General features: G+C 59.9%; 21 protein-coding genes. 18 read left to right on the forward strand and 3 right to left on the reverse strand.

Annotated features, from left to right (window positions below; all coding sequences use genetic code 11):
• Nucleotides 1-4 precede the first annotated feature (4 nt).
• The 9 genes from PYH37_RS18745 (at nt 5) to lpxB (ending at nt 9,864) form a co-directional block, all read left to right on the forward strand.
• On the forward strand, nt 5-748 hold the full coding sequence (locus PYH37_RS18745) for an isoprenyl transferase (protein ID WP_280732955.1): 744 nt from the start codon (nt 5-7) through the stop codon (nt 746-748).
• Entirely contained in the window at nt 748-1,581 is an 834-nt protein-coding gene (locus PYH37_RS18750) for a phosphatidate cytidylyltransferase (RefSeq protein ID WP_280732956.1), read from the forward strand. The genes PYH37_RS18745 and PYH37_RS18750 overlap by 1 nt, the downstream gene beginning before the upstream one ends.
• A gap of 126 nt (nt 1,582-1,707) precedes the next feature.
• Nucleotides 1,708-2,832: an RIP metalloprotease RseP gene (gene rseP, locus PYH37_RS18755; RefSeq protein WP_280732957.1), complete on the forward strand. Its 1,125-nt coding sequence runs from the start codon at nt 1,708-1,710 to the stop codon at nt 2,830-2,832.
• Nucleotides 2,833-3,082: 250 nt separating this feature from the next.
• Entirely contained in the window at nt 3,083-5,416 is a 2,334-nt protein-coding gene (gene bamA / locus PYH37_RS18760; protein ID WP_280732958.1) for an outer membrane protein assembly factor BamA, read from the forward strand.
• Nucleotides 5,417-5,459: 43 nt separating this feature from the next.
• Nucleotides 5,460-6,524 carry a UDP-3-O-(3-hydroxymyristoyl)glucosamine N-acyltransferase gene (gene lpxD, locus PYH37_RS18765; RefSeq protein ID WP_280732959.1) on the forward strand — a complete coding sequence of 355 codons (1,065 nt, stop codon included), beginning with the start codon at nt 5,460-5,462 and terminating at the stop codon, nt 6,522-6,524.
• Complete coding sequence (gene fabZ / locus PYH37_RS18770) at nt 6,517-6,981, forward strand: 3-hydroxyacyl-ACP dehydratase FabZ (RefSeq protein ID WP_280732960.1); 465 nt, start codon at nt 6,517-6,519, stop codon at nt 6,979-6,981. The genes lpxD and fabZ overlap by 8 nt, the downstream gene beginning before the upstream one ends.
• A gap of 2 nt (nt 6,982-6,983) precedes the next feature.
• Entirely contained in the window at nt 6,984-7,796 is an 813-nt protein-coding gene (gene lpxA, locus PYH37_RS18775) for an acyl-ACP--UDP-N-acetylglucosamine O-acyltransferase (RefSeq protein ID WP_425336096.1), read from the forward strand.
• A 5-nt stretch (nt 7,797-7,801) separates the two neighbouring features.
• Nucleotides 7,802-8,683, forward strand: a complete 882-nt coding sequence (locus tag PYH37_RS18780) for an LpxI family protein (protein ID WP_280732961.1) — start codon at nt 7,802-7,804, stop codon at nt 8,681-8,683.
• Nucleotides 8,680-9,864, forward strand: coding sequence for a lipid-A-disaccharide synthase (gene lpxB, locus PYH37_RS18785; RefSeq protein WP_280732962.1), 1,185 nt, complete (start codon nt 8,680-8,682; stop codon nt 9,862-9,864). The genes PYH37_RS18780 and lpxB overlap by 4 nt, the downstream gene beginning before the upstream one ends.
• Nucleotides 9,865-9,895: 31 nt before the next feature.
• Here the strand turns inward: lpxB and gltA are convergent, their stop codons facing one another.
• Both gltA and PYH37_RS18795 read right to left on the reverse strand, forming a co-directional pair.
• A complete protein-coding gene (gene gltA, locus PYH37_RS18790) occupies nt 9,896-11,185 on the reverse strand; it encodes a citrate synthase (RefSeq protein ID WP_280732963.1) in 1,290 nt (429 codons plus the stop codon).
• 75 nt (nt 11,186-11,260) lie between these two features.
• On the reverse strand, nt 11,261-11,731 hold the full coding sequence (locus PYH37_RS18795; RefSeq protein WP_280736174.1) for a hypothetical protein: 471 nt from the start codon (nt 11,729-11,731) through the stop codon (nt 11,261-11,263).
• Between the two features lie 141 nt (nt 11,732-11,872).
• Here PYH37_RS18795 and PYH37_RS18800 point away from each other — a divergent pair, with 141 nt between their 5' ends.
• The 9 genes from PYH37_RS18800 (at nt 11,873) to exoR (ending at nt 25,286) form a co-directional block, all read left to right on the forward strand.
• Nucleotides 11,873-13,975 (forward strand): ComEC/Rec2 family competence protein, encoded by a 2,103-nt coding sequence (locus PYH37_RS18800; protein WP_425336097.1) that lies wholly within the window; start codon nt 11,873-11,875, stop codon nt 13,973-13,975.
• A gap of 170 nt (nt 13,976-14,145) precedes the next feature.
• Nucleotides 14,146-15,135, forward strand: a complete 990-nt coding sequence (exbB, locus tag PYH37_RS18805; protein ID WP_280732964.1) for a tonB-system energizer ExbB — start codon at nt 14,146-14,148, stop codon at nt 15,133-15,135.
• 4 nt (nt 15,136-15,139) lie between these two features.
• Entirely contained in the window at nt 15,140-15,565 is a 426-nt protein-coding gene (gene exbD / locus PYH37_RS18810) for a TonB system transport protein ExbD (RefSeq protein ID WP_280732965.1), read from the forward strand.
• Between the two features lie 231 nt (nt 15,566-15,796).
• Entirely contained in the window at nt 15,797-16,456 is a 660-nt protein-coding gene (locus tag PYH37_RS18815) for a protein-L-isoaspartate O-methyltransferase family protein (RefSeq protein WP_280732966.1), read from the forward strand.
• 287 nt (nt 16,457-16,743) lie between these two features.
• Entirely contained in the window at nt 16,744-18,114 is a 1,371-nt protein-coding gene (gene tolC / locus PYH37_RS18820; protein WP_280732967.1) for an outer membrane channel protein TolC, read from the forward strand.
• A gap of 273 nt (nt 18,115-18,387) precedes the next feature.
• Nucleotides 18,388-19,188 carry a PopZ family protein gene (locus PYH37_RS18825; protein WP_280732968.1) on the forward strand — a complete coding sequence of 267 codons (801 nt, stop codon included), beginning with the start codon at nt 18,388-18,390 and terminating at the stop codon, nt 19,186-19,188.
• A gap of 296 nt (nt 19,189-19,484) precedes the next feature.
• The gene (locus PYH37_RS18830) at nt 19,485-22,328 is read left to right on the forward strand and encodes a valine--tRNA ligase (RefSeq protein WP_280732969.1); all 2,844 of its coding nucleotides are present in this window, start codon (nt 19,485-19,487) and stop codon (nt 22,326-22,328) included.
• Between the two features lie 441 nt (nt 22,329-22,769).
• The gene (locus PYH37_RS18835; protein ID WP_280732970.1) at nt 22,770-24,017 is read left to right on the forward strand and encodes an OmpP1/FadL family transporter; all 1,248 of its coding nucleotides are present in this window, start codon (nt 22,770-22,772) and stop codon (nt 24,015-24,017) included.
• A gap of 468 nt (nt 24,018-24,485) precedes the next feature.
• A complete protein-coding gene (exoR, locus tag PYH37_RS18840; protein ID WP_280732971.1) occupies nt 24,486-25,286 on the forward strand; it encodes an exopolysaccharide production regulator ExoR in 801 nt (266 codons plus the stop codon).
• 175 nt (nt 25,287-25,461) lie between these two features.
• On the opposite strand, the gene xth is transcribed toward exoR, so the two are convergent.
• On the reverse strand, nt 25,462-26,253 hold the full coding sequence (gene xth / locus PYH37_RS18845; RefSeq protein WP_280732972.1) for an exodeoxyribonuclease III: 792 nt from the start codon (nt 26,251-26,253) through the stop codon (nt 25,462-25,464).
• Between the last annotated feature and the right edge of the window lie 107 nt (nt 26,254-26,360).

Genomic DNA, 26,360 nt, shown 5'->3' on the forward strand with positions numbered 1-26,360 from the left:
GCCCATGCAAGAGCTTATTCCCACAAACGTACCGGCCCACGTCGCGATTATCATGGACGGCAACGGTCGTTGGGCGAATGCGCGTGGACTGCCCCGTGCGATGGGGCATCGAAAAGGCGTCGAGGCGGTACGGGTCGCGGTCAAGACGGCCGCAGAGCTTGGCATTCGCTATTTGACCCTTTTCGCGTTCTCCTCGGAAAACTGGAGCCGGCCGGAAGCCGAGGTGAGCGACCTCATGGGCTTGCTAAAGGCCTTTATACGACGGGACTTGGCCGACCTGCACCGCGAGAACGTCCGCATCCGCGTCATTGGCGACCGCACGAACCTCGGCAGTGATATCCTGCCGCTGCTGATCGAGGCTGAGGAAACGACGAGCGCGAACACCGGAATTACCTTGGTGATTGCGTTCAACTACGGTGCGCGAGACGAACTGGCGAGGGCCATGCGTCACCTGGCGACGGAAGTAGCCGCCGGCCGTCTTCGCCCCGACGAAATCACCGCGGACCGGATCACTGCGACGATCGATACCGCGGGCATCCCCGATCCCGATCTTATTCTTCGGACGAGCGGCGAGGAACGCCTTTCCAATTTTCTGCTTTGGCAGGGAGCCTATTCCGAATTGCTGTTCATACCCGAACTCTGGCCGGATTTCACACGCGAGACATTTCTCGCGGCGATTGAAAAATATGCCTGCCGCGAGCGCCGCTTCGGCGGCCTCTCGCAACCGACTCTGGCGGTCGGCTCCTGATGCAAACTGAACTCAAGTCGCGGATCGCCTCCGGCGCTGTACTCGCCGCAGTTGCCCTTGGCGCCACCTGGGCGGGCGGGTTCGCATTCCAGCTCCTCGCGGTCGCGATCAGCTTGCTGGTCTACTATGAATGGTCGACGGTAACGAAGCTCGCTGAACGGGATTTCCAAGGCAACGCTTTCGGGTGGTTGTCGCAGGCCGTCATCGCTGCGCTCGTTCTCCTCGATTATATGCCACTCACTCTGCCTGTCCTCGTCACCTGTGCAGCCATCGCCGCTCTTTGGGTGGGGCTCAGGAAGACGAGTTGGTGGCTGTTCGGCGGCATTGTCTACGCCGGTTTGACCGGCATATCGCTGGCTGCGATTCGCGGGGCGGATTATCTCGGGCTGGTGGCGATGCTGTTCGTGTTCGCCGTGGTCTGGGGAACGGATATTTTCGCCTATTTCACCGGCCGGGCGCTTGGAGGGCCGAAACTGGCGCCCGCAATCTCGCCGGGCAAGACCTGGTCGGGGGCAATCGGCGGCACGATGTGTGGCGTTCTTGCAGGCGTCGCCGTCTTTATGGCTCATTTCTCACTGCAAGATCTGCGTATCCCGCTCATCGCGCTGGTGCTATCCGTCGCCAGTCAGGTGGGGGATCTGTTCGAATCCTTCATCAAACGCCGCTTCGGCGTGAAAGATTCGGGTCGGCTGATCCCCGGGCATGGCGGGGTCATGGACAGGGTCGACGGATTGATATTCGCCTGTGGCGCCGCGTTGCTTCTGGTGCTGGGTCAGCTCCTGCTTGCCGGCGGGCGCGAGGTCCCCTTCGGTTCGGTTCTGTTAGGTCTCTGAAACTGCCGGACGTTCCTTAAATCGGGATCGAATTGAGTGTAAACTTATGCAGCTATTCGAAATGTGGCAGCCTCCGCGCCTGTGAGGAGGCGAGGCGCCGCGACAGCGGATGCGTTAGGAAATACGATGAGCCTTCTGCTTAACAATCTGCAATACGCCATCCCCACGTTCCTGTTCCTGTTGACCTTGCTGGTCTTCGTTCACGAAATGGGGCACTACCTTGTTGGCCGTTGGTCGGGGATACGCATCGTCGCTTTCTCGGTCGGTTTCGGCCCGGAACTCTTCGGCTGGACCGACCGCCACGGCACCAGGTGGAAGTTTTGCGTCATCCCGCTTGGCGGCTATGTGAAATTCTTCGGCGACGAGGACGCGGCGAGCACGCCTGACTATCAGCGGCTCGAAAAGATTGCGCCGGAGGAGCGCGCCCGCACATTTCTGGGTGCCAAGCTATGGAAGCGAGCTGCAACCGTTGCTGCCGGCCCGATTGCCAACTTTCTTCTCGCGATCGCCATCTTTGCCGTCCTCTTCTCTATCTATGGTCGCGCGGTTGCCGACCCGGTGGTGGCGATTGTCGCGCCAGGCAGTGCAGCGGAGAAGGCCGGCGTCCTGCCAGGGGACAAGCTGGTATCGATCGACGGAACGCCGATTGCGACCTTCGACGATGTGCGCCGCTATGTCAGCGTTCGGCCAGAACTGCCGATCACCGTTCGAATCGAGCGTGATGGCGCCATGATCGACTTGCCCATGGTGCCGCAACGCACCGAATCCGTCGATCCGCTCGGCAATAAAGTAGAAGACGGCAAGATTGGCATCGGAACGAGCCAGGAGGCAGGCAACTTCCGAATCGAAACCTATGGGCCTCTCGAAGCCGTCGGGCAGGGTGCCCTGCAGAGCTGGCGCATCGTCACCGGCACCTTCGACTATTTGTCGAATCTGGTCGTCGGCCGAATGAAAGCGGATCAGGTGGGGGGGCCGATCCGTATCGCTCAGATGTCCGGTCAGATGGCGAAGCTGGGCATTGCCGAAGTGCTGAACTTTGCGGCTGTCCTTTCGGTTTCCATTGGATTGCTTAACCTCATGCCCGTGCCGGTCCTTGATGGCGGCCATCTCATGTTTTATGCGGTGGAGGCGTTGCGCGGGAAGCCAGTCAGCCCGGCAGCGCAGGATGTCGCGTTCCGTATCGGATTCGCCATGGTGCTGATGCTCACGGTCTTCGCGGCTTGGAACGATATCAATTGGCTCTTTGGATAGAGCTCCGGCCGTTGACAGGGTGTGCTGATCTTTATGGATTTAGTGAACGATTGAATTTCAGCGGCTTGCTCTGCAACGATTTGTTTACGATAAGGCGAGGCTGTAGTGGCTGTTAAGCCACGGTTCGAATTGAAGTAAACAGAAATTAACGAGCTGGCTTGCTTGTATGGGAAAAGCGGGTAAAACGGCAACCGTGACCGGAGTCGGTACGAAATTGCCGCGGGACGTTGGGAAAAGGTAAGATTTGAACATGAAAGCTGGTTCAAGGTTTTTGAACGCGGTGTCGGCGTTTGCGCTTTCGGCAAGCATGGTTGCCACGGGTACCGGTGTTGGATTGATCGCCGGGACGTCGGTCGCACAAGCCGCGGTCATCAATCGTGTCGAAGTACGTGGTGCCACCCGTGTGAGTGCGGAAACCGTCCGTGCGAACATAACGATCGTTCCCGGCAAGAGCTTTAGCAATGCCGATATCGACGCTTCGGTGAAGCGCCTGTATGCGACCGGCTATTTCTCTGATGTAAGCATCACCGTTTCAGGCGGTACGCTCGTCGTCAGTGTCAGCGAAAACCAGCTCGTGAACCAAGTGGTCTTCAACGGCAACCGCAAGATCAAGGACGACAAGCTTCAGGGTGTCGTGCGGACCCAGCCGCTTGGCCCCTATAGTGAGGCCACGGTCGAAAGCGATATTCAGGCCATTAAAAGTGCCTATGCTGCGATCGGGCGCAGCGACGTGACTGTGACGACGCAGGTCGTGCCAGTTGCCGAAGGTCGCGTCAATCTGGCCTTCGTCATCAATGAAGGTGAGCGCACGAAGATCACTCAGATCAACTTCGTCGGCAACGAAGTCTACAGCGATGGCCGCTTGCAGTCGGTGATTGCGACGAAAGAATCGGGCATTTTCTCGTTCCTGACGCGCAAGGACGTTTACAATCCGGACAAGTTGCGGGCCGATGAAGAGTTGCTGCGGCAGTTTTACTACAATCGCGGTTACGCCGATTTCCAGGTAATTTCGTCCGATGCGACGCTTAACGAAGAGACCAATGAATATACGGTGACGATCACCATTGAGGAAGGTCCGCGTTATGACTTCGGCGCCATCAACGTCGAATCGACCGTTGAGGGCATCGATGCCGAAGAATTGAAAGGTCTGGTCCAGAGCCGTGAAGGCTCGGTCTACAAGGCCAAGGACATCCAGGAGACGATGAGTGAGATTTCGAAGCGGGTAGCTTCGGAGGGGTATCCCTTTGCTCGCGTGACGCCGCGCGGTAATCGCAATCTCGCTAATCACACGATTTCGGTCGACTATCTCGTTGATCAGGGCGAGCGCGCCTATGTCGAGCGTATCGAGATTCGCGGCAACACCCGCACGCGTGACTACGTCATCCGTCGCGAGTTCGATGTCGGTGAAGGTGATGCCTTCAACCAGGAAATGATTGCGCGCGCCAAGCGCAGGCTTGAGGCGCTGGGCTATTTTTCGACGGTGAACATTTCGACGGCGCCGGGCAGCGCAGCCGACCGCGTCATCATTATCGTCGATGTGCAGGATCAGTCGACTGGTTCGTTCGGCATCGGTGCCGGCTATTCGGCCGGCAGCGGCGGCGGGTTCCTTGTCGAAGCTTCGATCGAGGAGAAGAACTTCCTCGGACGCGGTCAGTATATTCGTCTGGCTGCCGGTCGTGGCGAAGATAGTCAGACTTACAATGTTTCGTTCACCGAACCGTATTTCCTTGGATATCGTCTGGCCGCCGGCTTCGATCTGTTCAAGAACGAGAACGACTTTGATGACGATCACTATAGCTATAACGACCAGGGCATCAGCCTGCGTGTAACGGCACCGATCACCGAGAACCTCTCGACGACGCTGCGCTATAACTACACGGAGCTCGAGTACTTCGGCGATGAGGACGAGCTTTCGTCGCCTTATATTCGAGCGATCAACGACAGCCCGTGGACGCGCTCCTCGGTGTCGCAGTCGATCACCTACAACACGCTTGACGACGTTCAGCTGCCGCATGAGGGCATCCTCGCGACCGTGACGCAGGAGTTTGCCGGGCTTGGTGGTACATCCGACTTTTACAAGCTCACCGGTAAGGCCAAGTGGTATTACACGGTAAGCGACGAGGCGGACATCATCGCGTCGCTCGCAGGAAGTGCCGGTCACGTGTTCAAGACGTCCGGTTCCATGGAGGTCTTCGACCAGTTCCAGTTGGGCAGCAACGACATCCGAGGCTTCGAGCGCAACGGCATCGGTCCGCGTGCCAACAACGGCGACGCGCTGGGCGGCACGACCTATTTCACCGCGTCGGCCGAAGCGTCGTTCCCGCTTCCTGGGATCCCGCGCGACAGCGGCTTCCGTGGTGCGTTCTTCGTCGATGCAGGCACGCTCTACGGTAACGATTTGGATCTGACCGGACCCGGCGAATTCGCACGTGGCACAGATGCGTCCTTGCGTGCGTCCGTCGGCGTCAGCCTGATCTGGGCTTCGCCGTTCGGCCCGCTGCGCGTCGATTACGCGGTACCGGTCGCGAAGGAAGATTTCGACGAAGTCCAGAACTTCAAGTTCGGTATCAACTCGTCGTTCTGATAAGAGCAGTCCAGAACTGCCAGAAAATCGTTCTGGAGTGTCCATGGAACAGAACTGGTTTTTTCCGCCCCATCAGGGGATTCGTTTGGGCGACCTTGCGAATCAGATTGGGGCGGAACTGTTGGACGTTACGGTCGTAGATCGCGTCGTTCGCTCGGTAGCGCCGGTCTATCGGGCGAAGCCTGGCGACGTTTGCTATATGCTTTCGCGCAAGAGCCGCGATGAGTTGCAGAGCTGTCACGCCTCGGCAATTATCTGCGACAAAGCGATTTCCTCGATTATTCCACCCAATATTCCGGTGCTCCTTGCTTCGAAGCCGCACACGGCTTTCGCGCTCGCTGGCGCGCTGCTCTATGAAAGGGCGCTGCGTCCCTCGCGGAACACCAGCGAGCAGGGAATAGCGCCGGGAGCCTTCGTCGATCCCACGGCCCGTCTAGAGCCGGACGTCGAGGTGGAGCCTATGGCGGTGATCGGGGCCGGAGCTGAGATCGGCAGCGGCACAAGGATCGCAGCCGGCGCCGTCATCGGGCCCGACGTTCGGATCGGTCGGGATTGCACGATTGCTGCAGGCGCAAGCATTCTCTGCGCCATGATCGGCAACAATGTCATCATTCATCCCGGCGCACGCATCGGGCAGGACGGTTTCGGTTACGCACCGGGTCCCAAGGGCGGAATGATCAAGATCGTTCAGGTCGGGCGTGTGATCATTCAGGACTATGTGGAGATCGGCGCCAACACGACGATCGATCGCGGTACCATGGATGACACGGTGATCGGCGAAGGTACCAAGATCGACAATCTCGTCCAGATCGGACACAACGTCCGCATCGGCCGCTATTGCGGCATCGTCAGCCAGGTCGGTATCGCCGGCAGTACGCGGATTGGCGACGGCGTGATGATCGGCGGCGGCACCGGCGTGAACGGTCATATCACTGTTGGCGACGGCGTGCAGATTGCAGCGATGAGTGGTGTGGCGAGCGATGTGCCGCCCGGGGAACGATATGGTGGAATTCCGGCGCGGCCCATGCGGGACTTCCTGCGCGAAATCGCCGAGATGGCCTTGAGGGCAAGCGAAAGGCAGAAGAAGAAGGGTGGCAAGGATGAATGAAGCTGCAACGGTTCTCGGTACGGCAGATATTCAGGAGATCTTGAAGCTTCTTCCTCACCGGTATCCCTTTCTGCTCGTCGATCGTATCATTGAGATCAATGATGATAATTCGGCGATCGGGATCAAGAACGTGACGGCCAACGAGCCGCACTTCACGGGGCACTTCCCGGAAAAGCCGATCATGCCTGGTGTGCTGCTGATCGAAGGCATGGCTCAGACGGCCGGCGCCATTTGCGCGCGCCGGAACGGTTTAGGCAGCAACCTCGTTTACTTCATGACGATCGACAATGCTCGTTTCCGCAAGCCTGTGGTGCCGGGCGATCGGGTCGAGTTCCACGTCACCAAGCAGAAGCAGCGGGGCAATATCTGGAAATTTCACTGTGATGCAAAAGTTGACGGGCAACTTGTTGCGGAAGCTGATATCGGCGCGATGATTGTCAGCAAGGAAGACGCCTGAAAATGATTGCATCAACTGCGAAGATCCACCCGTCCTCGGTCATCGAAGACGGTGCAGTGATCGGCGAGAATGCGAAGATCGGCCCATTTTGCCATGTCGGGCCGAATGTCGTTCTCGGAGACGACGTCGAACTCTTGAGCCATGTCGTGGTGATCGGCCGCACGACCGTCGGCAAGGGCACGAAGATCTTTCCAGCAGCGGTCATCGGCGGCGACTCGCAAAGCGTGCATCACAGCGCGCTCAACACCACCCTGGTCATTGGCGACAACTGCACGATCCGCGAAGGCGTGACGATGAATACCGGCACCGTCGAACACGGCGGCACGACCATCGTCGGCAACAACAACCTGTTCCTTGCCAATTCACATGTGGCCCATGATTGCCGGCTCGGAAATAACATCATTCTGTCGAACAACGTGATGCTCGCGGGTCACGTGACCGTCGACGACCGCGCCATTCTGGGCGGCGGGTCGGCTGTTCACCAATTCACCCGTATAGGCAAGCTGGCCTTCATCGGCGGGTTGTCGGCGGTGAGCTACGATGTCATTCCCTATGGCATGCTCAACGGCAATCCGGGCGTTCTAATGGGCCTCAATGTCGTCGGCATGACGAGGGCGGGCACCGACCGCGCAACCATTCACACGGTTCGGCGCGCCTACAAGCAGATATTCGAAGGGCCGGAGTCGATCCGGGCCAATGCGGCTGCCATCCGTGATGAATATCCGGATTGCGCACCGGCGATCGAGATTCTGGACTTTATCGCTGCGGAGAGCGACCGTGCGCTGTCATCGCCGAACCGCGGCAACAAAGGTTGATCACCGTGGCAGCCCGCGGCCTGCCGGCGTCTAAAGGCAGGCTTGCCATCATCGCCGGCGCCGGTGCGCTTCCTCATCACGTCGCTGAAGCAGCGCGCAGGCAAGGGGAGGACCCCTTCATCATCGCATTGTCGCGCGAGGCGGATGCCGAATGGACGGGCTTCGATCATTCCATTCTCGCGATCGGCGATTTCGCTGCGATCAGCCGGACGTTCGAGGCGGAAGGGATCGACCGGGTGGTGCTTTCCGGCAGCGTTCGGCGGCGGCCGGAATGGCGCGATATTCGCCCGACGCTGAGCACGCTGGCCAAAGTGCCGAGTGTGCTGCGGACGCTGATGTCGGGCGGCGACGATGCGGTTCTGCGCATGGCGATGGACCTCATAGAAGCGAGCGGCGCCCGCGTGATCGGCGCACAGGAGGTCGTCCCCGGCCTCCTTGCCGAAGTCGGGCCGCTTGGCGCTCGTGTGCCGACCGAGGACGATTGGCGCGACATTGAGGCCGGTATCGCCGCTGCCAACGCGCTGGGGGCGCTCGACGTCGGCCAGGGCGCCGTTGCCGTTGGCGGCCGTGTGATCGCGCTCGAGGGCGCGGAAGGGACCGACGCGATGTTGTCGCGTGTCGCGGCACTCAAGACCGATGGCCGTGTTTCGACCCGCCGTCGTGGGGTTCTGGTCAAACTTTGCAAGCCGCAGCAGGACGAGCGCGCCGATCTTCCCTCGATCGGTCCTTCGACGATTGCGGGCGCCGAAGCGGCCGGATTGGCCGGTATTGCTGTTGAATCCGGGCGTGCGCTTATCCTTGAACGCTCGAGGGTCGTCAAGGCGGCCGATAGAAGCGGGTTGTTCATTCTGGGTGTCGAACGTGAGGGCGGGCGGGGTCGCAGATGACGAACCGGAGCTACAAGCTGGCGGTCATCGCGGGTGAAGTCTCCGGAGATCTGCTGGGCGCCGATTTGGTGCGCGCGCTCCGTTCACGGATCGGGGAACCGATAGAGCTCGTCGGTGTCGGCGGCGAGGCGCTCGAGGCCGAAGGGCTTAGATCTTTGTTCGACTATTCCGAACTGTCGATTATGGGATTTTCGCAGGTCCTTGCACGGCTGCCGAAGCTTGTTCTTCGCATCCGTCAGACAGCCCGCGCGATCATCTCCGCGCGGCCGGACGCATTGCTGATCATCGACAGTCCCGATTTCACTCATCGTGTCGCTCGGCGCGTGCGCGCCGCTTTGCCGGGCCTGCCGGTAGTCAACTATGTCTGCCCGAGCGTTTGGGCGTGGAAGCCCGAACGGGCGCCGCGGATGCAGGCCTATGTCGACCATGTGCTTGCCGTTCTGCCGTTCGAGCCGGGTGTCATGCGCGAGCTCGGCGGCCCACCCACCACTTACGTCGGGCATCGTCTGGCGTCCGACATGAATGTGCTCGCGGTGCGCAGCCATCAACGCAAAAAGCAGCAGGCGGAGCATCAGCGCGAAGTCACGACCTGCTTGCTGCTTCCCGGGTCGCGCGCCAGCGAAGTGAACCGCCTGCTGCCGATCTTTCGCGAAACGGTCGAGGAGCTCGCAGCGCGGCACGATTGCATGCGCTTTCTGCTGCCGACCGTCCCTCGCCAGGAAAAGCGCGTGAGGGAATTGACCGCGTCCTGGAAGATCCGGCCGGAAATATCGGTTGCAGCCGATAGGAAGTGGGAGGCCTTCGCCGAAGCTGACGCCGCGCTTGCAGCTTCCGGCACGGTCATTCTCGAACTGGCGCTTGCCGGTATTCCCGTCGTTTCGACCTACAGCGCCGACTGGCTTGTCAGTTTCCTGCATACGCGAATTCGGATATGGACGGCGGCGCTTCCGAATCTCGTTGCCGATTTTCCAGTCATACCCGAATATTTCAATAAAACGATCCGACCCGGGGCTCTGACACGCTGGTTCGAGCGACTTTCGAGCGACACGCCGCAGCGTCGCGCCATGCTCGACGGTTTCGCCATCGTACAGCAGCGCATGGCGACCGACCGCCCGCCAGGCGAAAAGGCCGCGGAAATCCTCTCCGATTATCTTCAAGAAAAAAAGCCCGGCCATTTCTGACCGGGCTTTTCCTGTCTGCTTCGCTGCCTGCTCAGCGCTTGGAGAGCGGCACGTAATCCCGCAACGGTGCCCCGACGTAGAGCTGACGCGGACGGCCGATACGCTGTTCCGGGTCCTCGATCATTTCGTTCCACTGGGCGATCCAGCCGACGGTACGGGCGAGGGCGAAGAGCACCGTGAACATGGTGGTGGGGAAACCCAGCGCCTTCAGCGTGATGCCCGAATAGAAGTCGATATTCGGATAGAGCTTCTTCTCGATGAAGTACTCGTCGGTCAGCGCGATGCGCTCGAGCTCCATCGCCACTTCCAGCAACGGGTCGTCCTTGTGACCGAGTTCGGCGAGGACCTCATGCGTCGTTTTCTGCATGATCTTCGCGCGCGGGTCATAGTTCTTGTAGACCCGGTGGCCGAAGCCCATCAGACGGAACGGGTCGTTCTTGTCCTTGGCCTTGGCAATATATTCCGGAATACGGTCGACCGTGCCGATTTCCGCAAGCATGTTGAGCGCCGCCTCGTTGGCCCCGCCGTGAGCCGGTCCCCAGAGGCAGGCGATGCCCGCGGCGATGCAGGCGAAGGGATTGGCGCCCGACGAACCGGCAAGGCGCACGGTGGAAGTAGATGCATTCTGCTCGTGGTCGGCATGCAGGATGAAGATGCGATCCATGGCGCGCGCGAGGACAGGGTTCACGACATATTCTTCGCAGGGCACGGCAAAGCACATACGCAGGAAGTTCGAAGCGTAGTCGAGATCGTTCTTCGGGTAAACGAATGGCTGACCGATATAGTACTTGTAGGCCATCGCGGCGATGGTCGGCATCTTTGCGATCATGCGCAGCGAGGCGACCATGCGCTGGTGCGGGTCGGTGATGTCCGTCGAGTCGTGATAGAAGGCTGACAGAGCGCCGACACAACCGCACATCACGGCCATCGGGTGGGCGTCGCGGCGGAAGCCGGTGAAGAACCGCGACATCTGCTCGTGAACCATCGTGTGATGAGTCACGCGATAGTCAAAGTCAGCCTTCTGGGCCTTCGTCGGCAGCTCGCCGTAGAGCAGCAGGTAGCAGACTTCGAGGAAGTCGCCGTGCTCCGCCAACTGTTCGATGGGATAGCCGCGGTGAAGCAGCATGCCTTCGTCGCCGTCGATATAAGTGATCTTCGATTCACAGGATGCTGTCGACGTAAAGCCTGGATCGTAGGTGAACATCTTCGTCTGTTTGTAGAGCGAACCGATATCTACGACATCCGGACCGATGGATCCCGATCGCACTGGCAGGTCCGCTGATTTTCCATCGATTGTTACGACCGCGCTTTTTCCTGACATGGGAACCCTCCGTCTTGTGGCAACGTGACACAGCAATATGCCACGAGAGTAAACGTTGCGAATTTGCTATATGATTTATTTTCGACTGCCAAGCTGTACGAAAGGCAAATGGTGCGATGCGAAAATGAGCATATGGCGACGCAATAATCGCACGTTACAGCACCAGATCCAATAAAAACAAGGATCGGCAATCTGATTATACGGTACCATTCCATATAGCTTTGCCGCTTTTTTCAGCAACTGGCCTTCGGTTGCAATAGCCCGTCTTTGGTTGCAGGATCGGTCCGCAACGGCCAGAAGGGGCAGGCGAGCATAATGGGGGAGGGTCAAGGAGAGGCGGCAGCGCGGAATGCGGAATACCACGCATTTCGTTTCATCGGCGCCGAACGTCTCCTTGAAGCCGCTGAATTGCCCGGAATCTCTACCAAGAGCCGATTGCCGCCTGTCCTGAACGATCCGGTTGTGGGCAACCGTGTGCGTTCTGCGGCCACCTCGGTTTTTCATGGCTTGCGAGCAGCCGCGCGCGAGGAAGGGGAGTTCGGCCATGGCTTCGTTCTGCTTCCGGTGCTCCTGGGGCTCGGCTCGCTGGCATGGTTTTCCTCCGCAGAAACCGTGGGAATCGCCAAACTTGCAGCGCTGCTTTGCGTTTTCGGCATATCGGCCTTCTGCTGCCGCGGGAGTTTTCGCGTGTGGAGGCCGTTTGTCCTCGGGCCTGCTCTCATCGTAGGCGGCATGCTGCTTGCCGCGCTCGAGACTGCCCGGCTAGACACCGTTGTTCCCGATAGTCCGGTGACGACGAACCTTCGCGGGACCGTTCTGTCGCGGGAACCGGACGACAAAGGACGATGGCGGTATGTAGTCGAGGTCAAGGAGACCTCGCGGCCGCAATTGCGCAGACCGCCAGCCAAGGTAACGCTGCTGGCGCGGAGCCGCCACGAGCCTTTTGCTGTGGGTTCTGTCATAGAAGGCAGGGCCCGACTGTCGCCGCCGTCCGGTCCGGCTTTACCCGGGCTCAACGACTTCGCGTTTGACGCCTACTTCAGAGGTGTCGGCGCGGTCGGTTTCTTCTACGGCGCGCCTCGGGGGCCTGCGGACATTGCCGCTTACCCAGGTGAGAGGTCCCTCCTGTCACGGGCGAGCGCCTATCTCGGGGCGGTACGCGAGACGGTGGGCAATCGGATCCGGGTGGCGATAGGTGGCGACACCGGCGCGATTGCTGCGGCGCTTGTTACCGCGGAGGAACGCGCCATCAGCCGTGAAACCGTCGAGACCCTGCGCGCGGCCGGCCTGTCACACGTTCTCGCGATCTCCGGGCTCAACATGGTTCTGGCGGCGGGCACCTTCCTCGTCGGCGCGCGAACGCTACTGAGCCTGGTTCCGAGTCTTGCGGAAAGGCTGCCGGTCAAGAAGATCGCGGCTGCCGGCGCCCTGTTGATGGTTTTCGTTTATATTCTGATTTCCGGCGGTGCGGTCTTCGCGCTGCGCTCCTGGATCATGATCTCCATCATGCTTGTTGCCGTCTTCTTCGATCGCGTTTCGATCAGCCTGCGCAATGTGGCCCTTGCCGCTCTCATTATTATCGCCTGGACGCCCTCGGCGGTTGCGGGACCGGGATTTCAGATGTCTTTCGCGGCGACATTGGCTCTCGTTGCAGGCTACGCCCGCTGGCGCGACCATCGCGCGAGGGATCGGGAAAAGGCGGCGCGCGGGCCGGCCTGGGGCGCCGTATCGGGCCTCGCCGTCGGTACCGCCGCGACATCTCTCATCGGCGGACTGGCGACGGCTGTCTATGCTGCGGCGCACTTTCACCGGCTGCCGGCCTATGGATTGGTAGCCAACGTCCTTGCAACACCGCTGATCAGCATCCTCATTATGCCGTTCGGCTTGTTTGCCATGTTGCTTATGCCTTTTGGGCTGGAGCATTACCCCTTGATCGTGATGGGGAAGGGACTTGACTGGATGCTCGCCGTCGCCGGCTACGTGGCGTCATTTGACGGGGAGTGGATCACCGGCCGCGTCGGCGACGCCGGTTTCTTTTTGGTCGCGTTCGGTGGCGTCATTCTCTGCGTACTGAGAACGCGATTGGCGCTTGCAGGTGCGGCACTCGTCCTTTTGGGCGGATCCGCCATCGCGCTGGAACGCCAGGCGCCGCGGCCATCGATCACCATTTCGGAAGATGGCCTGCTGGTCGGCCTGGTTGGCGATGACGCAATTGCGACCAACCGGAACCGGCCTCCTGACTTCGTCTTCTCGCAATGGCAACGGGCGCTTGCCGTTACCGATCACGTGCCGCCGATGGATGCTTCCCCCGACGATGTCACCGCTTCGAAAGCTGTGGCCGGCCGGAAACCCAGGATGGCCGCCAAATCGGAGCTGCTCGACGCAGCGACAAGCGCTGCCGAAGCGAAGGCAAGCCTGGCAACGGCGCGACCGGGCGCTTTCGTCTGCAGGAAGGATGAATGGTGCGTCGCTCGAAGCCGGGAAGGCTGGACAATAGCAGTCTTCGACAAGCCCGAGATCTTCCCCGCGCTTTGCGAAAGTGCCGATCTGGTGATCGCCGCAACGCGCCGGCCCTTGCCCGCCTGTTCATCGGGCAAGGCGTTGGTCGTCACAGGTCAGACGTTGCGAAAGAGCGGTGCGATCGAAATCTACGCCGATCAAACGCGGACCGACAGCTTGCCGCACCTGCGGGTGGTGAAGGCGTTCACCTCTACCGAAAGACCGTGGCAGCGCCACCGCCGTTACGATTGGCGTAGCGGCAGCTTTTCGTCCGAGGAACCGGTTCTTTAACGCATGCCGGCCGCCTGCATCCTTCGCAGTCATTATTCTTGATTATAATACTCCACAAATCCTTGTCATCCGGTCATAGTTTGTCGTAAAGAGCGTACAGAAGGGCTTCGCCCATACGTTTGATTGCATGCCACGCAATGTCGGCAAATGCACGAAATATGAGGAACGAGATGTCGAACCGGATCCGGCCGAAGTTGAACATGTTGCATGCCGCGACGCTTGCTATCTGCTTTGCCGGCCCCGCCTCGATCGGCTTCGCCGAAACGACACAGCAGGCGCAGTCTGCACCGATCACCGAACAATCCGCAGCCCCGACGCAAGATGGTTCGGGCGGCAATCAGCCAGCTGTCACGCCGACGGGACCGGCCGAAGCCGCGGATGCCGACGCGCCGACGACGGGAATCAACCCGATTCTGCCGCACGATCTTTCTCCGGTCGGCATGTTTCTCGCCGCCGATGTCGTCGTCAAAACCGTGATGGTTGGCCTAGCACTGGCGTCGGTCGTTACCTGGGCGATCTTTCTCGTGAAGACGCTGGAGCTCGCCTCGGCCAAATCGCGGCTCAGGCGCGCGCTTGCAATCCTGACGGCCGCGAACAGGCTTGCCGAAGTGGAGGACGGACTCGGCCGCACGAGAGGCGTCGCCTCGGAAATGGTCACTGCGGCAAGTGGCGAAATGGCGCGTTCGGACGCCGTCCTGGATCACGCGCCCGCCGCCGGTGTCAAGGAACGTGTCTCCTCCCTGCTGACCCGCATCGAGGTGCGAGCCGGTAAGCGGATGGCTCTCGGCACCGGCATACTTGCCTCGATCGGCTCGGTCGGACCCTTCGTCGGCCTCTTCGGCACCGTCTGGGGAATCATGAATTCGTTCATCGGCATCAGCAAGGCGCAGACGACCAATCTGGCGATCGTCGCGCCGGGCATTGCCGAAGCGCTGTTGGCAACTGCAATCGGTCTGGTCGCAGCCATCCCGGCGGTGGTGATCTACAACTACTTTGCCCGTTCGGTGGGGGGATACAAGCTCATCCTGGCGGACGCGGCGGCAGCGGTCGACAGGCTGGTCAGCCGCGATCTCGATCACCGCCTTGTCCGCAAATCGCAGCCGCGCCGGCAGGAGGGCTATGCTCATGGCGCCGACGCCTCGATAGCCAGAGTCCGGTAAAGCCATGGCAGGGAAAATTTCCGAAGGAAGCGCCGATCTCGACGAGAACAGCGAGATCAACGTCACGCCCTTCATCGACGTCATGCTCGTCTTGCTGATCATCTTCATGGTCGCCGCTCCGCTCGCGACGGTCGATATGAAGGTCGATCTGCCGCAATCGGTGGCGAAGCCGGCGCCGCGCGACGACAAGCCGGTTTTCGTGACCTTGAAGGCCGACCTGAGCCTTGCGATCGGCAATGAGGAAACGGCCCGTGAGGCTTTCGTTTCGGAGCTGAACAGGATTACCAACGGCAACAAGGAGATCCGAGTGCTCCTGCGCGCCGATCGGCTGGTCGACTATGGCGAGCTGATGACGGTGATGAACCTCATTCAGAGTGCAGGCTACGGCAAAATTGCCCTAGTCGGCCTCGAAGCCGCGCCGGATCGCTGAGGATCACAGCAGCACACTGTGGTGCTGTCCCATTACGCCGGCGCCTTTTCCGATCCTCGCTTTGTCGCACCGCGAAATTTCCTTTTTGCACCCCGGAATGCCACGGTCGCTTGAAACCGGCGGTATGGCGAATTATGAGCTTATGCGACAGGCTGTCAGCCAGCCAGACGCAAGATCGCGCGGATATCCTTATTAAGGTCGCCGCGCCCAGCCGGACACGAGGGCAGTACCATGAACTTCGAAGCAGCGCGCACTAAGATGGTGGACAATCAGATCCGGACCACGGATGTGACGTCCCATTCGATACTGTCTGCGTTTCTCTCGGTGCCGCGCGAGGAATTCGTGCCCGCCAAGATGAAGGAACTCGCCTATATCGACGCCGATATCCAACTCGTCGGCGGTCCCGAGCCGCGTTACCTGATGGAACCGTCGCCGCTGGCGAAGCTGCTGCAGCTCGCCGAAATCTCCAAATCCGACGTAGTTCTCGAAATCGGCTGCGGCACCGGCTACGCATCGGCCCTGCTGTCGCTGATTGCCGGCTCCGTAGTTGCGCTGGAAAGCGATGAAACGCTGGCCGCCACGGCGACCGCGACGCTGGCTCGCCTGGGCTATGACAATATCGCAGTCGTAATCGGCGATCTTGCCCAAGGGTATCCGGCAGAAGCGCCCTACGACGTGATTTTCATCAACGGGGCCGTCGAGATGATTCCTGCCGCCCTTTTCGAGCAGCTTCGCGACGGCGGCCGCCTTGTGGCTGTTGAAGGGTTTGGTAACGCATCGCGTGCTAAACTCCATGTGCGAGAAAACGGCAGGACGTCGAAGCGATCTGACTTCAATACGGCCGTGAAGCCGCTTCCCGGCTTCCGTCGTGAGCGGTCATTTGTTTTTTGAAGTGCCTCCTATTGAGGTAGCTCAGCATATGAGTGTTGAAGCTAAAACTGCAATGTTGCCAATTGGCAACGTATTACCTGTTTCTTTTTGAAATGCCTGCGTAGAGTGCCAGTGGACAGTTGTCGTAAGGCCGAATCCGGGTTTCAAAGAGCATGGAAGTGGTGATTTGCCCGCCAGTGGGTGGCGCGGGCATCATTGCAGTGGTTTGAGCGGGTCGCCCATAATGGGCTTGACCCGCCGGAAATTACGGGGCGCGCATTTGCCTGTCCCGGCTGATCGGAGGGAAGATGGTGTCGATTGTCCGCAAAGCAGCCTTGTGGGCGGCTGTCTCGACCAGTGTGCTGCTCGCGCCGCACGCCGTACTCGCGGAGACGATCTTCGGGGCTATGGCAAAGGCCTATGCGAACAACCCGGATCTCAATGCTGCGCGCGCCGGCCTTCGCGCCACCGACGAAGGAGTCCCGATCGCCAAATCGGCCTTCCGGCCGCAGATTGCCGCGTCGGCGACGGGCACGCTAACCCGCACCGACATCGAGAAAACGGGCACGCGCGATTTTCACAGTGGACAGATCGGCATCAGCGTTACCCAGATGATTTTTGACGGGTTTCAGACGCTGAATAACGTCAGAGCCGCCGAATCGACTGTTTTTTCCAGCCGCGAAACGCTGAAGGCGAATGAAATCCAGATCCTCCTGGCTGCAGCGCAGGCTTACGCGAATATCGCCCGCGACCAGCAGATCGTCTCCATCCGCCGCCAGAACCTGGCCTTCCTTCGGGAACAGTTGAACGCCTCACAGGCGCGCCTCGAAGTGGGCGAGGGCACCCGTACGGACGTGAGCCAGGCGGAAGCCGAGCTGGCAAATGCGCAATCGCTGCTCGTCAGTGCAATAGCGCAGTTGAAGCAGAGCGAAGCGGTCTATGTACAGATCGTGGGCGCGACGCCCACGGGAATCAGGCAGCCGGCGCCGGCGAACAAGGCCATGCCGAGATCTCTCGATCAGGCGGTGGCAACGGGGCTGCGTGAAAATCCGCAGATTCTGGCTGCGCAATATGCGGTCGACACGGCTGGCTTCCGGGTGAAGTCGGCCGAGGGCACGATGCTGCCGGGCGTCGTCCTTCAGGGTGCAGTCACGCGCAACACCGGCAACGTCGGCACCGGCCTCGACGACACAACGGCAAGCATAACAGCTCGTGTTGAGGTGCCAATCTACCAGGGCGGCATCGAATACGGCCAGGTACGCCAGGCGAAAGAAACTTTGGGCCAGCAACGCATCCTCGTCGATTCGGCGCGCGCGTCGGTCCAGCAGACGGTCGTCACGGCGCATGCCCAACTCGAGGCTGCATTGGCCCGAATCACGGCAAGCAGATCGCAGATCTCCGCGGCGGAACTCGCGCTTGCCGGTGTCATCGAAGAGCGGAAAGTCGGCCAGCGCACGACGCTCGACGTGCTCGACGCGCAGCAGACGGTGTTGGATGCACAGGAGTCGCTCGCTTCGGCCCGGCGTGATGCGGTCGTCGCAAGCTACTCCCTGCTCGCGGCCATGGGCCGTTTGACGGTCAGGACGCAGGGTCTCCAGGTCGCGGAATACCGCTCTGAAGAGCACTACGAGGCCGTCAAGGACAAGTGGTTCGGCCTGCGCACGGTCGACGGCCGCTAAAAGCGCGAATGCTTCTAGCCCCGTGCGTCTTTTTCAGACGCACGGGGCTATAACACTTTGAAGTGCTGCATGATTTATCCTTAAATCGCATCGATTTAAGATACCACGCAGTGAAGCGGCGGCACGATCTCTGCCCCGAAAAACAAATCTGTGCAACAATTCCTGGGGTTGATTCGCGGCGTTTGTTTCGCCCGCGAACTCACCTAAGGTTTGTTTGAAATCGGCACACGGAGATTTTCGATCCGTGCTTGTCCGCACCAAACGGGGATTGAAATGGCACAGCTCAATGTCGCGCGTGAACCTTCGATGGATGAGATTCTGGCATCCATTCGCAAGATCATCGAGAACAACGAGCCAGGGCCGACCGGAGCCTCTGGCCGGCAAGCATTCGAAGATGAAGCGGAAGACGAGATCGAGTTGACCATCGACTCGGAAATCGAGGCCGCCGCCTTCAGCCGGAGCGAAACGCGGATCTCGCCAAGCACGCCCTCCTCGGATGCGGCAAACGGCGGGAATGCTCCTGTTCCTGAAACACCGCCGCCGGCGCCGCTTTCGCTTGCCGATGTCGCGGCCAGGGTCAGGGCTGCATCCGAGCGCCACGCCGTAAGCTATGCTTCGAAGGACGAACCCGGCATGGAGGGAGCGGAGCCGGTGCGTCCGGTAAAGGATAGCCCGATGATCACGTCCCGCATGGCGGCGATTTCGTCCCCGATGACGACGGAGACAAGCGCGACCTTGTCGAACGGCGCTCCGCTGCATCACGTTGCTGCGGATCCGGCGCAGGCGGAATCCGAGCCGCCAATCTCCTTCCAATCCGCTGTCGGGGAGGAGACGGCGGAATCGGAGCAAGGGGCCGATGCAATCGTTTCCCCGGCTGTCAGCCGCCAGGTGGCGCGTGCCTTCGACGATCTGGCGCATGCGGTCGAGCAGGGACCACGGCGCTCCTTCGATGAAATTGCCGAAGCCATGCTCCGTCCGATGCTGCAGGAGTGGCTGGACGATAATCTGCCTAAGCTGGTCGAACGGCTGGTGCGCGAGGAAATCGAGCGCGTTGCCCGCGGCCCGCGGCGCTGAGGCACCTCCGAGGCGCCGCTTGTCCGATCGTCGGCCGCGGCGACCTTGAATTGAATCAACTCAAATTCGTCGTGATCTGCTACAGTATGGTTCCTTAAATCGGAACTGATTTAAGGATGAAACGATGCAGCAGTTTAAAATGCTATGGCGATCTCTGTGCGTCTGAAAAGACGCACAGCGCTGTAGGATGAGAGCCGCGTTCGCGATGGTCTGCGGCTTTTTTTCCGTTTGTGTTGACTTGCGATGGGCCTTCCGGTTTACCAACGCTGACATCAATCTCAAAAATTGGCCAAAAAATGCTTGATAAGACCTACGATTCCGCATCCGTCGACCCGCGTATTGCCAAGAAGTGGGACGAAGAAAACGCGTTTCGTGCGGGCGCTGGCGCAAAGCCTGGCGCCGAGGCTTTCTGCATCGTGATCCCGCCGCCGAACGTCACGGGCTCGCTGCATATGGGCCATGCGCTCAACAATACGCTGCAGGACATCCTGGTACGCTTCGAGCGCATGCGCGGCAAGGATGTCCTCTGGCAGCCAGGCATGGACCACGCCGGCATCGCGACGCAAATGGTTGTGGAACGCCAGCTTGCCGAGCGGCAGCTTCCCGGCCGCCGCGCGCTGGGGCGCGAGGCTTTCGTCGAAAAGGTCTGGGAGTGGAAGGCCGAGTCCGGCGGGCTTATCTTCAACCAGTTGAAGCGGCTCGGCGCGTCCTGCGACTGGTCCCGCGAACGTTTCACGATGGATGAGGGCCTTTCCGAAGCCGTCATCGAAGTTTTTGTCAGCCTCTACAAGGAGGGGCTAATCTATCGCGACACGCGCCTGGTCAATTGGGACCCGAAGCTGCAGACGGCGATATCAGACATCGAAGTCGAGCAGGTCGAGGTTAATGGTCATCTTTGGCATTTGCGCTACCCGCTCGAAGAGGGCGTCACCTACCGGCATCCGGTTGCCTTCGATGAAAACGGCAACGCCACGGAATGGGAGACCCGCGATTATCTGGTCGTTGCGACGACGCGTCCGGAGACGATGCTTGGCGACACGGGCGTTGCCGTTCATCCGGACGACGCCCGTTACAAGGGAATTGTGGGCAAGCATGTGATCCTGCCGATCGTCGGACGTCGCATTCCGATCGTCGCCGACGAATACCCGGATCCGACGACCGGCACCGGCGCAGTCAAGATGACGCCGGCCCATGACTTCAATGATTTCGAGGTGGGCAAGCGGAGGGGGCTCCGCCAGGTCAATGTCTTGACGCCGGACGGACGCGTTACGATCAAGAATAATGAGGATTTCCTGGAGGGCCTTGATCATCCGGCGGCCCTGCATGGCGCCTGGGACCAGTTGGAGGGCAAGGACCGGTTCGAGGCTCGCAAGCTGATTGTCGAGATCCTCGAGGAAGCCGGTCTCGTCGACCATATCGAGCCGCACAAGCATACGGTGCCGCACGGCGATCGCGGCGGCGTCCCGATCGAGCCGCGCCTGACCGAACAATGGTACGTCGATGCCAAGACACTGGCAAAACCGGCCATTGCCGCCGTCAGGGAAGGGCGGACGACCTTCGTCCCGAAGAACTGGGAGAAGACCTATTTCGAATGGATGGAGAACATTCAGCCCTGGTGTATTTCGCGCCAGCTCTGGTGGGGCCATCAGATCCCTGCATGGTATGGTCCGGATGGACAGGTTTTCGTCGAGAGGACCGAGGAAGAAGCGCTGCATGCGGCGATTCAGCATTACCTGGCACATGAAGGGCCGATGAAGGCCTACGTCGAAGATCTTCTCGAAAACTTCAAGCCGGGTGAAGTCCTGACACGGGACGAGGATGTGCTCGACACGTGGTTCTCGTCGGCGCTTTGGCCTTTCTCGACGCTAGGCTGGCCGAAAGAAACGCCGGAGCTCGAAAAATACTACCAGACCGACGTTCTGGTAACGGGCTTCGACATCATCTTCTTCTGGGTCGCCCGCATGATGATGATGGGCCTTCACTTCATGAAGGACGCCGATGGCACGCCGGTCGAACCCTTCCATACCGTTTACGTCCATGCGCTCGTTCGCGACAAGAACGGGCAGAAGATGTCGAAATCGAAGGGCAACGTCATCGATCCATTGGAATTGATGGACGAATACGGCGCCGACGCGTTGCGCTTCACCCTTGCCATCATGGCCGCACAAGGGCGAGACGTGAAGCTCGATCCCGCCCGCATAGCCGGTTATCGCAACTTCGGCACCAAGCTTTGGAATGCCACGCGCTTTGCCGAGATGAACGGCGTGACGAGCAGTGAAGGCTTCATTCCCGAAGCTGCCTCGCTGACCGTCAATCGCTGGATCCTGACGGAACTTTCGCGCACGATCCGTGACGCGACCGAGGCGATCGAGAGCTACCGGTTCAATGAAGCGGCCGGAAGTCTCTACCGCTTCGTATGGAACCAGTTCTGCGATTGGTACCTCGAATTGCTGAAGCCGGTTTTCAACGGTGACGACGAGGCAGCCAAACTCGAGTCGCAGGGCTGCGTCGCCTATGTCCTCGATGAGATCTATAAGCTGTTGCACCCGTTCATGCCCTTCATGACTGAAGAGCTCTGGTGGCAAACCGAAAGCGAGGGGCGCACGCGCGACACATTGCTGTGCCACGCCGAATGGCCTTCCGCCTTTTACGCTGACGACGACGCCGCGGACGAAATCAACTGGCTGATCGATCTCGTGTCGGGTATTCGTTCGGTGCGCGCGGAAATGAACGTTCCCCCGGCCGCGACGGCGCCGCTGGTGATCGTCGGGGCGAACGGACTGACGAGCGAACGGCTGGACCGGCATGCATCCGCGATCAAGCGCCTGGCTAGGGTGGAGAGCATCGAGCATGCGGCGGTGGCGCCGCGCGGCAGCGCCCAGCTCGTCGTCGGCGAAGCGACGGCCTGCCTTCCGCTCGGCAACTTGATCGACCTAGCGGCGGAAAAGTCGCGGCTGGAAAAGGCGATAGCCAAGGTCGAGGCTGAACGGGAGAGAATTCTTAGCAAGCTCGCCAACGAAAAATTCGTCGCCAACGCAAAGGCTGAACTGGTCGAGGCGGAACGCGAGCGACTGGTGGAGCTCGATCTGCAAAAGGATTCGCTGGGCGTGGCCCTCCGCCGCGTGGCGGAAGCGGGCTGATTCCAGGCATTCCGGATGAATGTGCAGTCCGCGGCAGAAATGCCGCGGATTTCCTATTTTTGTGGCGGCACTACCGAATCGGGCTTTGGGGCGAGCGACTGGATCCGGGCGCTACACGCATGGGTTTTGTTGATGGTCTTTCAAAGCCGCTGACCTCTGACGGATTGCAAAAAGCGATGTTGTTGTGTTGCGGTCACACACCGCGGCAGAAACAGAATTTTTTTTCAGCTAGGGCCCGAGTATTCCGCCCAGGCGGAACCTGATTCCAAAACTTTTCAAATTGTGTCTAGATTTTGAAATTCTTACGTAAATTTGAAGGCGGCTCTGCCGACCTTCGTCTCAAGTCGGCTATTTGCCAATTCACGCAATCGTGAGGATACTCCCCTCCAAGCGCGGCATGAGGTGGATTGCCGCATTCTGAAAGTGCAGGGGAGGAGCTGAATGGCTCGTAGTGGATTGAAGAAGGGCGTTCTGGCCGCGGTTACCGGGATGCTTGTGGCATCGGCTGCGCAGGCGGGGGGGCTTGAGCGCAGCGGCTATAATATCGATCTGCTGTTCGACCCATCGGATTATGCCGCCGAAGCGACGGCCACATATGTCAATCCGCAGCGCGAGCTCAAGAACGTTGAGGACATCAATCCCGCGAACGGCATTGGATCCAACGGGATCGGTGGCGGTAGCACAAGTGTTCGGGACACGGAAAGTTATTGGGCGCCCCGCATCGGTGTAAAGGCTGGTCTGGGTGACAGTATTGACTGTATGGCGGACTACTCGCAGCCTTGGGGCGCCCACACCAATCCTGGCAAGAACTGGATGGGGGCGAACGACAATATCGAAACGAAGGTCGAAAGTGATAACTACGCTGCGACGTGCTCCTACAAATGGGACATGGGACCGGGCGTGTTTCGCATCATCGGCGGCGCGTTCTATCAGGAAGTTGGCGGGTTTAAGGATCGCCTCGTAGCGCCGGCGGCTGCTGTTGCACCGCTTACCGGTATCGGTCGTCTCGAGCTTGAAGGCGATGGCTGGGGTTGGCGTACAGGTGTCGCCTACGAGATTCCCGAATACGCGATGCGCGCGAGTCTTGTTTACAACAGCAAGGTCGACCTGGATAATTTGTCCGGTTTTATTGACCTGACGCAGTTTGCATTTCCCACCCCGTTGGGCCCGATCAGGGGTACCAAGTACGACGTCTCCGGCTTCGCCTCAATGCCAGACTCGCTGGAATTAAAGGTGCAGTCGGGTATCGCCCCGGGCTGGCTGGCATTCGGCTCGGTGAAGTGGACGGATTGGAGCCAGTTGCAAGTCCTCAAATTCTGCCCTGCAACTGAAACACCGCTCACCCCGTGCACGAGCCTCGACCTACTCTATCGCGATGGTTGGACGGTTACCGGCGGTATCGGTCATAAATTCAACGATCAGTGGAGCGGAGCGGTCAGCCTCACCTGGGATCGCGGCACGAGTCAGGGCTATGGCACGCAGACCGATACTTGGACGGTCGGCACCGGCGTTTCCTACACTCCCACGCAGAATGTCGAACTTCGCCTCGCCGGCGTCGTCGGCATAATGACCAGTGGAAGTTCCGGCCCGGTCACCTTCGACGGCGAGGAGATTGGAAACGAGGTCACATACGACTTCGACAACGACTTCGTCGGAGCGATTTCAACTTCGTTAAAAGTCCGGTTCTGATCCCCCATTGAAGAATGTTCGAGGCCCGGTTTTTACCGGGCCTTTCTCTTGTTGCCGGAGCTTTTGGGGTACGGCTTATGAGCGGTTGCGAATGTGACGATTCAGCAACACATTTGCTGCTATGGTCTGGTAGTATCGGGACCGCGTCGGTTATGTCCATTTCCCGCCACAAAATGAGAGCAGCGATGATAGCGACAAACGTGCGATCGAGTGCCGTGCCTGCGTTTGAGGTGATTTGAGTTTGTATGCTGTCATGACATCCCTTAGCAACTGGCATCGGACGTACGGTCGGGCCAAACCCGGCCGTGCGGCAAGGGAATTCGTGTGGCGCGCGGGAACTTCCTCACGGAAATTCACGGGGGAAGTCCCTTCGATGAGCGCCCCGATGGCAAGCGACTGTGCAGGGATGAATGTTTGCAGCGGTGATGGGTTCGGCGTGGCCGGCTCGAACGGAAGAAGCTGATTGTGATGCTCGCGGGTGAATTCAAGTCTCTTAAGATTGCCGTGCTGAGTATGTCGCTGGCAGTTGGCGCAGCCGCAGGGCCGGTGCGGGCCTTCGATCCCGGGGCCGGCATCAGCAAAGAATCCGGTCCGTTCGCCCTCTTCAAGTTCGGTTTCTCCGCCTACAAGAACGGCAGGAAGGACGAGGCGGTTGAAGCCTATCGTTATGCCGCCGAGAAGGGGCACACCGGGTCGCGCTGGGCGCTCGCGAACATGTATGCCTATGGCGATGGTGTCGCCGAGAACGACCTCGAAGCCTTCAAGATCTATAGCGAGATTGCCCAGCAGGGCGTCGAACCCGGCTCCGAGGACACGGGATACTTCGTCAATGCGTTGATTTCGCTTGCGGGCTACTATCGGCGCGGCATTCCTGATAGCCCGGTGAAAGTGGACCTATCACAGGCCCGGCAGCTGTATTTCCAGGCGGCGTCGACTTTCGGCGTTGCGGAAGCGCAGTTTCAGCTTGCGCGGATGCTGCTCTCGGGCGAGGGGGGCAGCGTCAACGTCCAGCAGGCCAAGAAGTGGCTGAACCGCGCGCGCAAGAATGGCCATGCCGGCGCAATGGGCGTTTTCGGAAACGTCATCTTTCAGGAGGGCCAGACCGTTCGCGGGCTCGCCTACATGACCGCGGCACTCGACCAGTGTTCGCCCAAGGACAGGCCCTGGCTCCAGGCGATGCAGGAGCAGGCTTTTTCCCTCGCCACCGAGGACGACCGCCGCGTGGCGATCGTGATGTCGCAGAACATGCACCTGCAGGCAGACGACTGAGCTCGCCGACCCAGTGGCCGAGAATTACTGCATAATTCCTTAAATCGGAATCGATTTAAGGACCAAATTATACAGCAATTCGAAATGCCACCGCGATCTTTGCGCGCCTGAATCGACGCGCGGCGCCGTAGGAACGCGGCTGCGGGCGGTAACCGGGCACGTTCGTCGTCCCGCTTTACTCGAGCTCGAACGCAAACTCCCCTGCGACCGGAACGTGATCGGACGGTTTTTCCCACGATCGGACGTGCTTTTCGATCGATGTCGACAGGAGCTTGTCGGCCGCTTCCGGCGACAGCATCAGATGGTCGATCCGGATGCCGAAATTCTTCTGCCAGCATCCCGCCTGGTAATCCCAAAATGAATAGAGCGGCACTTCGTCCGAGGTCGCGCGCACCGCGTCGGTGAACCCGAGATTGCGAAGGCGCCGGAATGCCGCCCGCGTTTCAGGCAGGAAGAGCGCGTCATTTTGCCAGACCTTGACGTCCCAGCAGTCATGGGCTTCCGGAATGACATTGTAGTCGCCTGCGAGGATAAGCGGTTCCTCGAGCCGCAGTCTCTGCTCGGCGAAGCCTGCCAGCCGCTGCATCCATCCGAGTTTATAGGCATATTTTTCCGTACTCACCGGGTTCCCGTTCGGCAGATAAAGGCAGCACACACGAATAGCCCCGCCGCTGACGGAAAAGACGCCTTCGATGAACCGCGACTGCTCGTCCGAATCATCTCCCGGCAGCCCGCGATTGACCTCGTCCGGCCGCAGCTTCGAAAGCAGGGCGACGCCGTTGAAGCCCTTCTGTCCGTGCGTCTCCACATGGTAGCCGAGGGCTTCGATCTCGCTCCGCGGAAACGCCTCATCGACCGCTTTGATCTCCTGCAGGCAAGCAATGTCGGGATTCGATGCCTTCAGCCACGCGACGAGACCGTCGATCCGCGCCTTGACGCCGTTGATATTCCAGGTGGCGATCTTCATGGGGCAGAACTGCCTTTCTTGTCGGTGAATCCTTGCAAGCGATTGGTTGTAGCGGCTGCGAATTCTTTTGACAAATCTGATACCTGGAACAATTGTGCCGTCAAAGA

The organism is Sinorhizobium numidicum, from assembly GCF_029892045.1.
Lineage (GTDB): Bacteria > Pseudomonadota > Alphaproteobacteria > Rhizobiales > Rhizobiaceae > Sinorhizobium > Sinorhizobium numidicum.

Coding starts and splice junctions, on each gene's coding strand:
- PYH37_RS18745 (WP_280732955.1), top strand. CDS start 5: ATGCAAGAGCTTATTCCCACAAACGTACCGGCCCACGTCGCGATTATC.
- PYH37_RS18750 (WP_280732956.1), top strand. CDS start 748: ATGCAAACTGAACTCAAGTCGCGGATCGCCTCCGGCGCTGTACTCGCC.
- rseP (WP_280732957.1), top strand. CDS start 1,708: ATGAGCCTTCTGCTTAACAATCTGCAATACGCCATCCCCACGTTCCTG.
- bamA (WP_280732958.1), top strand. CDS start 3,083: ATGAAAGCTGGTTCAAGGTTTTTGAACGCGGTGTCGGCGTTTGCGCTT.
- lpxD (WP_280732959.1), top strand. CDS start 5,460: ATGGAACAGAACTGGTTTTTTCCGCCCCATCAGGGGATTCGTTTGGGC.
- fabZ (WP_280732960.1), top strand. CDS start 6,517: ATGAATGAAGCTGCAACGGTTCTCGGTACGGCAGATATTCAGGAGATC.
- lpxA (WP_425336096.1), top strand. CDS start 6,984: ATGATTGCATCAACTGCGAAGATCCACCCGTCCTCGGTCATCGAAGAC.
- lpxB (WP_280732962.1), top strand. CDS start 8,680: ATGACGAACCGGAGCTACAAGCTGGCGGTCATCGCGGGTGAAGTCTCC.
- gltA (WP_280732963.1), bottom strand. CDS start 11,185: ATGTCAGGAAAAAGCGCGGTCGTAACAATCGATGGAAAATCAGCGGAC.
- PYH37_RS18795 (WP_280736174.1), bottom strand. CDS start 11,731: ATGGCCGAACTCCCCTTCCTCGCGCGCGGCTGCTCGCAAGCCATGAAA.
- exbB (WP_280732964.1), top strand. CDS start 14,146: ATGTCGAACCGGATCCGGCCGAAGTTGAACATGTTGCATGCCGCGACG.
- exbD (WP_280732965.1), top strand. CDS start 15,140: ATGGCAGGGAAAATTTCCGAAGGAAGCGCCGATCTCGACGAGAACAGC.
- PYH37_RS18815 (WP_280732966.1), top strand. CDS start 15,797: ATGAACTTCGAAGCAGCGCGCACTAAGATGGTGGACAATCAGATCCGG.
- tolC (WP_280732967.1), top strand. CDS start 16,744: ATGGTGTCGATTGTCCGCAAAGCAGCCTTGTGGGCGGCTGTCTCGACC.
- PYH37_RS18825 (WP_280732968.1), top strand. CDS start 18,388: ATGGCACAGCTCAATGTCGCGCGTGAACCTTCGATGGATGAGATTCTG.
- PYH37_RS18830 (WP_280732969.1), top strand. CDS start 19,485: ATGCTTGATAAGACCTACGATTCCGCATCCGTCGACCCGCGTATTGCC.
- PYH37_RS18835 (WP_280732970.1), top strand. CDS start 22,770: ATGGCTCGTAGTGGATTGAAGAAGGGCGTTCTGGCCGCGGTTACCGGG.
- exoR (WP_280732971.1), top strand. CDS start 24,486: ATGCTCGCGGGTGAATTCAAGTCTCTTAAGATTGCCGTGCTGAGTATG.
- xth (WP_280732972.1), bottom strand. CDS start 26,253: ATGAAGATCGCCACCTGGAATATCAACGGCGTCAAGGCGCGGATCGAC.